General features: G+C 59.5%; 7 protein-coding genes, 1 tRNA gene and 2 pseudogenes. 4 read left to right on the top strand and 6 right to left on the bottom strand.

The window, feature by feature from the left end; genetic code table 11:
- Window positions 1–127 (top strand): annotated as a pseudogene (locus GR328_RS27855) (ABC transporter substrate-binding protein); the annotation flags it as partial.
- A gap of 129 nt (window positions 128–256) precedes the next feature.
- Here the strand turns inward: GR328_RS27855 and GR328_RS26085 are convergent.
- The 4 genes from GR328_RS26085 to GR328_RS26070 are packed head-to-tail and all read right to left on the bottom strand — an operon-like array spanning window position 257 to window position 5,001.
- Complete coding sequence (locus GR328_RS26085) at window positions 257–1,300, bottom strand: phosphotransferase family protein (RefSeq protein WP_160888566.1); 1,044 nt, start codon at window positions 1,298–1,300, stop codon at window positions 257–259.
- Window positions 1,301–1,333: 33 nt separating this feature from the next.
- The gene (locus GR328_RS26080; RefSeq protein ID WP_160888565.1) at window positions 1,334–2,941 is read right to left on the bottom strand and encodes an AMP-binding protein; all 1,608 of its coding nucleotides are present in this window, start codon (window positions 2,939–2,941) and stop codon (window positions 1,334–1,336) included.
- A 56-nt stretch (window positions 2,942–2,997) separates the two neighbouring features.
- Entirely contained in the window at window positions 2,998–4,227 is a 1,230-nt protein-coding gene (locus tag GR328_RS26075) for an acyl-CoA dehydrogenase family protein (protein WP_160888564.1), read from the bottom strand.
- Window positions 4,228–4,236: 9 nt separating this feature from the next.
- Complete coding sequence (locus tag GR328_RS26070; protein ID WP_160888563.1) at window positions 4,237–5,001, bottom strand: SDR family NAD(P)-dependent oxidoreductase; 765 nt, start codon at window positions 4,999–5,001, stop codon at window positions 4,237–4,239.
- A 233-nt stretch (window positions 5,002–5,234) separates the two neighbouring features.
- Here GR328_RS26070 and GR328_RS26065 point away from each other — a divergent pair, with 233 nt between their 5' ends.
- The 3 genes and pseudogenes from GR328_RS26065 to GR328_RS26055 all read left to right on the top strand — a co-directional run bounded on the left by GR328_RS26065 (window position 5,235) and on the right by GR328_RS26055 (window position 7,253).
- A complete protein-coding gene (locus GR328_RS26065) occupies window positions 5,235–5,984 on the top strand; it encodes a TetR/AcrR family transcriptional regulator (protein ID WP_246216106.1) in 750 nt (249 codons plus the stop codon).
- 217 nt (window positions 5,985–6,201) lie between these two features.
- Window positions 6,202–6,672 (top strand): MaoC family dehydratase, encoded by a 471-nt coding sequence (locus GR328_RS26060; RefSeq protein ID WP_160888561.1) that lies wholly within the window; start codon window positions 6,202–6,204, stop codon window positions 6,670–6,672.
- A 119-nt stretch (window positions 6,673–6,791) separates the two neighbouring features.
- Window positions 6,792–7,253, top strand: a pseudogene (locus GR328_RS26055) (DDE-type integrase/transposase/recombinase).
- A gap of 242 nt (window positions 7,254–7,495) precedes the next feature.
- Here GR328_RS26055 and GR328_RS27015 read toward each other — a convergent pair.
- A complete protein-coding gene (locus GR328_RS27015; RefSeq protein ID WP_205790333.1) occupies window positions 7,496–8,089 on the bottom strand; it encodes a hypothetical protein in 594 nt (197 codons plus the stop codon).
- 92 nt (window positions 8,090–8,181) lie between these two features.
- Window positions 8,182–8,248: transfer RNA gene (locus GR328_RS26045), tRNA-Ala, on the bottom strand.
- Between the last annotated feature and the right edge of the window lie 182 nt (window positions 8,249–8,430).

Raw genomic sequence — 8,430 nt, 5'->3', positions numbered from 1 at the left:
CCGGGTCAAGGCGCCTCAGAATTCGAAAGGCGAATGGGACATGTATGAGCTTCTTGCAACCGTTCCGGGGGATCAGGCGTTCAGGCCGGAGACCGAGGGCAGCTGCCCCCTGGTGAAGAAGAGCTGAGGAAGCCGTTCAGGTAGGCGCGGATCCGCGCCTACCTGACTGGTCTGTCCACCTCATTCCGCGAGCCCCTGAACAGATTCGTGCTGTCGGCTCCACTGCAAGACGACTCTCGTTACCACTGAGCCGCGGCTATCGATCGCGGCTCAAGACATCGACGGCATGCTGCGCGAAGCTTGCCGCCAGAGGGCCGACTGCAGCGGCATTCGCGTCGGCTGCATTGCCAGCCTTTGCCCGCGCCGCAATTCCCTCGAAGATAACAGCGAAGCGAAAGAGCGCGAAAGCCATGTGAAAGCGGGTCATACGAAGCCCGTGATTGGCCGCCTCATAGTAGGCTTCCGTGAACTCGGCCTCACTCGGGATCCCAAGAGCAGCCAGGTCCAGCCCTATCAATCCACCATACTCGTGCGGCGCGGAGTGCCACCCCATACAGGCATGGGCCAAATCCGCCAGAGGGTGCCCAAGCGTGGACAATTCCCAATCGAGGATTGCGATGACACGCGGCTCCTGCGGGTGGAACATGACGTTTCCGATCCGGAAGTCGCCATGCGTCACGACCGTTGCATCGTCATCGGGGATGTTCTTCGGCAGCCATTCGATCAGCCGATCGATATTTGCATCCGTGCGCGTCCGGGAGAGTTCCCACTGTTTGGTCCAGCGTCCTATCTGGCGGGCGAAGTAGTTGCCACTCTTTCCATAATCCGAGAGGCCGACACTGGCCGGATCGACATTGTGAAGAGCTGCCAGCCCCTGCGCGTGCGAGCGGTACATGAGGCGGCGCTCGTCGCTCGAAAGGCCTGGGAGCGCGCCGTCATGGAAGACACGACCCTCGAGGCGATCCATGATGTAGAAGGGCGTTCCGATGACCTCTCGGTCATCGCAGTAGAGAACAACGGTCGGAACGAGAACGCCAGCCTTCTTCAAAGCGCCCATGACACGGTACTCCCGATCGATCGCGTGAGCGGACGGGAGTAACTCGCCGGGAGGCTGCTTGCGGAGAACGAGCTGCCTCGTTTCGTAGCTTACGAAGAAAGTCGGGTTGGATTGCCCGCCGGCGATCCGTTCCAAGGTCATGGGCCCGCCGAGGCCCGGGATTGATGCGCGCAAGAAGCGGTCGAGCCTCTCAGCATCGAAATCCGGCGGATGAGCTTGAGCGGTCGAAGGATTGTCGGCCATCAGCAGTCTCCTGATCTGCGTGAGGAAGAGTGGTCAGGATCTATCCGAGGCTCGCAATTCCGCCCGCAACTGGAACTTCTGAACCTTGCCGGTCGCGGTTTTCGGAATAGCTTGGAACACGAACATGCGCGGGACCTTGAAGCCGGCCAATCGGGTTCGGCAGAAAGCCGTCAGTTCCTCAGGCGTCGCGGTCATCCCGTCCTTCAGCTCGATGACGGCGCAGGGCGTCTCGCCCCATTTCTCATCCGGCACGGCAACGACCGCAGCCAGCAGAACGGCAGGGTGCTGATGCAGAACACTCTCGACCTCCAGGCTTGAGATGTTCTCGCCGCCGGAGATGATGATGTCCTTCGCCCTGTCCTTGATCTCGATGTAGCCGTCGGGATGGCGAACGGCGAGATCCCCGGTGTGGAACTCTCCCCCGGCGAAAGCAGTCTGGGTGGCAGCTTCGTCGCCGTAATACCCCGCCAACAGCGTATTGCCCTTCAAGACGACCTCACCAACGGCGACCCCGTCACTTGGAACGTCGTCTCCCTGCTGGTCCACGACGCGGACGCAATTGGCCGTGATGTGACGGACGCCCTGACGCGCCAACGCGCGAGCTTTCTCCTCGTCGCTCGTGAGACCCCAGTCGTCACGCAACATGCAGAGCGTCGCAGGACCGTAGGATTCCGTCAGCCCGTAGAGATGAACGAGATCAAACCCGATTGCGTCCAGCTGTCGGATCAATGCACTCGTCGGGGATGCCCCCCCAGTTGCCAAAAGCACCCGGCGCGACGGATCCCTCAAACTTCTGTCCGGGTGGTTCAAAAGCATGTACAGCACAACGGGTGCGCAGCTGAGGTGGGTGACACCGTGTGCCTCGATGGCCCGGAAGACCAGAGACGGCTCGACCCTGTCGAGACAGACATGGGTGCCGCCCGCAGCCGTCACTGCCCATGTATGACACCATCCATTGCAGTGGAACATAGGCAGCGTCCAGAGATAGATGGAGCTTGTGGTCAGGCCCAAAGAGAGAATGTTGCCCAAGGCATTCAAGTAGGCGCCGCGATGGTGATAGACCACGCCCTTGGGGCGTCCCGTCGTTCCCGACGTGTAGTTGAGGCAGATCGGTTGCCATTCGTCGGTCACGGCGGAGGTGCTGATGGGATCGGGGTTCTCATGCTCCACGAGAGCCTCAAAGCTCTCCTCGGCTCCCGCGCCACCTCCACCATCGATCCGGACAAGAACGACGTCGAGGCCGGCCGCTGCCCGCTTCGCTGTATCGGCGCAACTCGGGTCGACAAGGAGGACTTTGCTTTCGGAGTGCTTGAGAATGTAGCCGACGGTATCGGCGTCGAGCCGAGTATTGATAGTGTTGAGCACCGCCCCGACCATGGGAACAGCATAATGAGAGGCTAGCATTTCCGGACGGTTCGGCGCCATGATAGAGACCGTATCTCCCACCCCAATGCCGTTCCGACGCAGCATAGCCGCGAAGCGCCCGACGAGGTCGGCGAACTCGCGGTAGCTGTACCGCTGGTCATGCCAGATCACGGCGGCTCTGTCGGGGTAGATGGAGACCGTTCGCTCAAGGAAATCCAGCGGCGTCAGAGGTCGGAAATTGGCCTCGCGCGGGGCAAGGTGCTTCTCTTGTCTCATATCGGCAGCTCCCAAGATCCACGCATGTCCTATGGTGAACCGTTTAGTCTCCACCCTCAAGCAGAGGTCGCGAGCGTGCCGCCATCGGTAACTGGCCAACTCCAGAAATTCGAGCCCTCAGAGGTGAGGAACCGGTTGAGCACCATGCGATGCACCTCGTCGGCTCCGTCCACCAGCCGCGCCTGGCGCGCATAACGATAAATCCACTCCAGGACAGTATCTTTGGAGTAGCCGCGCGCTCCATTGATCTGGATGCCGGTATCAGCGGCCTGATGCAGCAGATTGGCAACGTGGATCTTCGCCATCGACACCTCCTTGCGCGCAAAGCTGCCCTGGTCGAGCGCCCAGGCGGCCTTCATGACGAGCAGACGGCCGATCTCGATCTTGAGGGCGAGATCGCCCAGCATCAGCTGGATGCTCTCCCGGTCGGCAAGGCGCTGGCCGAAACCGGTGCGCTCCGCCGCATACGCTTGGGCGATCTCGACACAGCGTTTGGACAGCCCGAGCCAGCGCATGCAATGCGTTAGCCGTGCTGGGCCCAGACGAATTTGCGTGACCTTCAGTCCCTGCCCTTCCCCCAGAAGCACGTTCTTCTTTGGGATCTCCAGGCCGTCAAATTCGATCTCACAATGGCCGCCATGCTCTTCCGGCCCCATGATCGGAATGCGGCGCAGGATGCGCCAGCCTGGCTGGTCCTTATGGAACAGGAAGGCCGTAAGGCCATGACGGGGATCGTCCGAGGTGCGGGCGATGAGGATGAAGTGGCTAGCCTCTTCCGCGCCTGTAATGAACCACTTGCGCCCATGCACGACATAGGTGTCCCCGCGCTTCTCCGCACGGGTCTGGATCATGCTGGGATCGGAGCCGCCGCCAGGATGCGGCTCGGTCATGGCGAAGGCGGAGCGCACATCGCCGCTGACGATCGGCTGGAGCCAGCGCTCCTTCTGCTCGGGGGTGCCGGCGGTTTCGAGGAGCATCATGTTGCCGTCGTCGGGGGCGGCGGAATTGAACACCACAGGCCCGAAGATCGAGCGGTTCATGGCCTCGTAGCACACGGCCATGCCGATCCTGCCGAGACCAGCGCCACCCGTCTCCGGCTTCAACTGAAGGCACCAGAGGCCTTCCGCCTTCGCCTTGGCCCGCGTGGTCTGGAGCGCACCGTGAGCGATGTTCTCGTGTTCGTCATAGGAGGAGGGGTCAGCCTCGAGGGGAAGGATCTCACGCTCGACGAAGGTGGCGATGCGCGAGCGGTAATCTTCGATCAGCGGCGAGATATGAAAGTCCATGGGGATGTCCTAGAGGCTGGAGACGAGGTGCCCACCATCAACGGCAAGGGTGGAACCTGTGATGTACGAGCCTGCCTCGGAGCAAAGGAGCAGGAGAGCACCGTCGAGATCGCTTGGCCTACCAAGCCGGCGCTGCGGAATGCGCCGGACGAGCGCCTCGCCGGCCTCGCTCTTGAAGAAGTCTTGGTTCAGCTCCGTTTCGATATAGCCGGGGCAGAGAGCATTGACACGAATGTTGTAGCGGGCAAGCTCAAGCGCCATGGCTTTCGTCAGATGAACGACACCGGCTTTCGAAGCCACGTAGGGGGAGACATGGCCGGCGACCCTCAAGCCGAGGATTGAGGCGATATTGATGATGGCGCCGCCGCGTCCCTGTGTCTTCATTGTGCGAGCGGCCGCCTGGGCGACCAGGAAGCTTCCCTTCAGATTGGTGTCAACAACGCGGTCCCAGTCCTCTTCCGAAACATCCAGAACCGATTTCGTCACAGTCACGCCAGCATTGTTGACCAAGATATCGAGCCCGCCGGAGGAGGCGGTAGCCTCAATCACTTTCTCGATGGAGGCATGATCATTCACGTCGAGCAGCACGGCGCGGGCGACCCCGCCCTGCTCAGTGATGTCTCTGCAGACATCCTGCAAGGCGTCCAGCCGGCGGGCAGCGACGATGATCTCTGCGCCGGCGCGAGCAAGAACCTGTGCAAAGTGCCGACCAAGACCACTGGATGCTCCCGTAACGAGCGCGGAGCGTCCGCTCAGATCAGCGCCAAACCCCATCGAATTCCCCTTCTGCTGCCGTCGCATTCGCATAAAACGAGCGAGCGTTCGCATTTTTAGTGTGAAATTTGCCGTTGCGCAACAGCAGCCTTTCGTTGATTTAGAGAGGCTCGTCGGTTATTCCTGCAACCATGAAACGGACCAATTCTCATCAGAATGCGCACGGACCGTCTGGCGGACGAGTGCCAGCCGAGGATCGCGCCACACCCAAGTGGCGGCCACGGCAGCGAACCTTGAAGTCTTTTCAGGCCGAGTTCGACTTTTCCCTCAAAGCAATCTGCACGCGCATGCTGGAACGTCACCGCGACACCATTCGCACGCAAAAGCCCCATGTCGCGGTAGCGAAGCTGATGCCTATCATTCAGACGACCTTGACCTTGGCGAACCGAAAAGGGTTCCACTCCATGAGCCTGCGGGATCTGGCAACGGAGTCGGGTCTGAGCATGGGGGCGCTCTATACCTACTTCGATACCAAGGACACGCTCCTGATGATGATCCTCGGCGAGGTTTCCTCCGCCGTGTCTGAAGCGCTTGGGTCGCCCCCCGAGGGCTTCGCGGATAATCCGGCCGAACGCCTGCATTGGCTACTCGAGACACATATCTACCTCACGGAGGTGATGCAGCCTTGGTTCGTCTTCGCCTATATGGAGGCCAAGGCTTTTCCCAAGGAAGGACGCGAGAAAGCCACGAAGAGCGAGCTTTTGACGGAAAAAATGATTGCCGATGCACTAGCCGACGGCGTCGAGAGCGGCCTCTTCTCCGTCGGAGACGTGGAATTCACGGCGTCTCTGATCAAACCGCTCCTGCAGGACTGGTACGTGAAACGCAGCAAGTATCGCCGCCGCGGCATCTCACCGGAGCAGTACGTGCAGGCGGTTACCGAGTTCGTCGAAACTGCCATTCGGTGTCAATCTGAACCCCTGCCCAGGAAACGCCACAGGGCCAATCACCGGAGCGAAACTGCTGCGGCGGCAGCTTCCTGACACCATGGAGTAGATATCCCGGATCGCGAGGTGGTCGAATAGGATCGCAGAAATCGCCCACGTCCCAGGCTTCTGCCCCTGGTATGGCAGCCGTCTCGCATGGCGAATCCGGTTCAAGCAGCCTGACGAAAGCCTCTCCCATAGCAATGCCGTTTCCTGTTGAAATGACGAAAACGAAGAAGGCAGGTTGCATCACAACCTCGACGAGGACCACAGAATGAGCGTCACCCGAGCGCAAGTGCTCCATCCTGATAGCCTACCAGCCCTGGTCGGCCACGAGGTTGGAATATCTCCTTGGCGCAGCATCAACCAAGAGCAGATCGATCGGTTCGCAAAAGCAACGGATGACCACCAGTTCATCCATGTCGATCCTGACAGAGCAGAACGCACCATGTTCGGTGGCACGATCGCACATGGCTTTCTCACACTATCACTCTTGCCGTCCTTCGCGGAGGAGGCCTTGCCAAATCTCGAAGGCAAGAAAATGGGCGTGAATTACGGTCTCGACAAGGTTCGCTTCATCTCGCCGGTCCGTAGTGGTGCCCGAATTCGTTGCCGCTTCGTCCTCGATGAATTCTCGCGCCGTGCCGACGCTGAAATTCGCTTGCGTCATAAGGTAACTGTTGAAATTGCAGACGTCGACAAACCTGCATTGGTTGCCGAATGGCTTACATTAGCTGTTTTTTGATCAGATTCTGAACTGCAATAGTCAAGCGTCATAAAGGTGTTCGCAACGGCCAGATCGAGATGACTTGGTGGCACCGTCAGGTTAACTTCTGAGTGATGGGCTGCTGGCATAGACGAGGTATGACCTCGACACGTCCTTCTTGCTGTGCCCTCTATCGTTTCCCTGCGGAAGTCATCAGCCGTGCCATGTGGTTGTACTTCCGATTTCCCCTGCGCATGATCGAGGAGATGCTGGCTGCCAAGGTGATCAAGAAGCAAGCTATCGCACCACGCGTGGTGGTCACTAACAAGCTCGCGAGCTACTGCGCGGCCAAGCGAGAGATCATGCCGGGTCTCGAGTATCGATAGCAGGGAGGTCTGAATAACAAGGCCGAGAACGGCCATCAGCCGACCCAGCGGCGGGAGCGCATTGCGAGGTGTTTCAAGTTAGCCAAGCGGGCTCAATGCTCCCTCTCTGTCCACGAGCAGGCGGCAAATCTCTTCTGCCACCCTGCTCACACGAATGCCGCTGATCATCGCCAGGTCCGAGCATGGGTCGTCGGCGCGTGGGCTGAGGTTAAGGGCATCGCCACTGGCTTCTGACCCGCTGGTTCGTAAGCCTGGATCACCGCAGCTTGTTAGCCTAACGGTGCGCTGCGCAAGCTGCTCCGGATTCTAATTGCGGCCTAGGTCTCTCATTGTCGCGCCCTTTGGTCCTGAAGCTCCGAAGTGTGCTATGGGATGACGAACGGGATGCAGCACGAAACGTAATTGCATAGGCCGTCTGTGGCGCTGCTCTTCACTAAAGCACTCTTGAGACTCTGGCCTTTGTCACCGATGAGCGCCTAAACGAGTGCCGGCTGAAGCCGCGCAACGGGCAGCGAGATGCTGACCTCGTATGTACCGGGAGGGAGAGGCGCTCCCCGCGAACTGAACGGTCCTGCCTTGAATGCGCCGGCCACGACAAGCGCCGGGTCCTGCGCGAAAAACTTAGCTTCCCACCGTCGTACATCTACCAGCGGCTCCACGCCATCGGGCAGGTTGGCATTTCCCACAATGATGGGCATGGACGTGCTGTCAGAACTCGCAGAGATTTGCACTTTAAGGTTGCCTGCTTTGCTGCTCTTGGGCATCGAGGTGGGTTGAATGATGATCTCTCCTCCAAAGGCCAGCACTACACCCAGCGTCATGCCTATACCTAGAAACATTCTGCCCTCCATCTTGGCGGCTTGGAGTCGCTCTATGTGAGAGTTGAGGCCCCTTCGGCAACGTGCGACCTTCGCTGCAAGCTGTGATCGGAGGTCACGGAATTTTTGGAGCCCAATATCCATCCAGAAAGCCGATGTTGTCTCATTCCATCGACGCTCGGCATCCTTGCACCACGCCTCGGCGTATTCGGACAACTCCAGTGCTTCTTTGTACCGCTTCGGCTTGCTCAAAAGGATAACTATCCGTGCGCACCGGGTGCGCACGGGAGATTCTGGAAACCTGATGATTCGATCTCAATGTGCCGGTAAGTCATTGAGAGATGTGGTGAGCTCGCTGGGACTCGAACCCAGGACCCTCTGATTGCAAGTCAGGTGCTCTGTGAGCCTCCCTGAAGCCAAACGATTATAGGATGCAGCCCACCTTCTGTTGTGCGCCAAAGCGTCAGTGGTTTCAGGTCCCCGCAACCAACACTCAACCACACGGCCCACACAAAAGCCCTCGAAAAGTGAAAACCCCTGTACGTGAACAGCGTCAGGGGTTTTTGCTTGTCCGGGGCCTGCTGCCGCACCGG

It is taken from the genome of Microvirga makkahensis (assembly GCF_009830105.1).
GTDB lineage: Bacteria > Pseudomonadota > Alphaproteobacteria > Rhizobiales > Beijerinckiaceae > Microvirga > Microvirga makkahensis.
Note: the sequence above shows the minus strand (reverse complement) of the source record. Positions and strands in the feature narration are given on the sequence as shown.

Coding starts and splice junctions, on each gene's coding strand:
- GR328_RS26085 (WP_160888566.1), bottom strand. CDS start 1,300: ATGGCCGACAATCCTTCGACCGCTCAAGCTCATCCGCCGGATTTCGAT.
- GR328_RS26080 (WP_160888565.1), bottom strand. CDS start 2,941: ATGAGACAAGAGAAGCACCTTGCCCCGCGCGAGGCCAATTTCCGACCT.
- GR328_RS26075 (WP_160888564.1), bottom strand. CDS start 4,227: ATGGACTTTCATATCTCGCCGCTGATCGAAGATTACCGCTCGCGCATC.
- GR328_RS26070 (WP_160888563.1), bottom strand. CDS start 5,001: ATGGGGTTTGGCGCTGATCTGAGCGGACGCTCCGCGCTCGTTACGGGA.
- GR328_RS26060 (WP_160888561.1), top strand. CDS start 6,202: ATGAGCGTCACCCGAGCGCAAGTGCTCCATCCTGATAGCCTACCAGCC.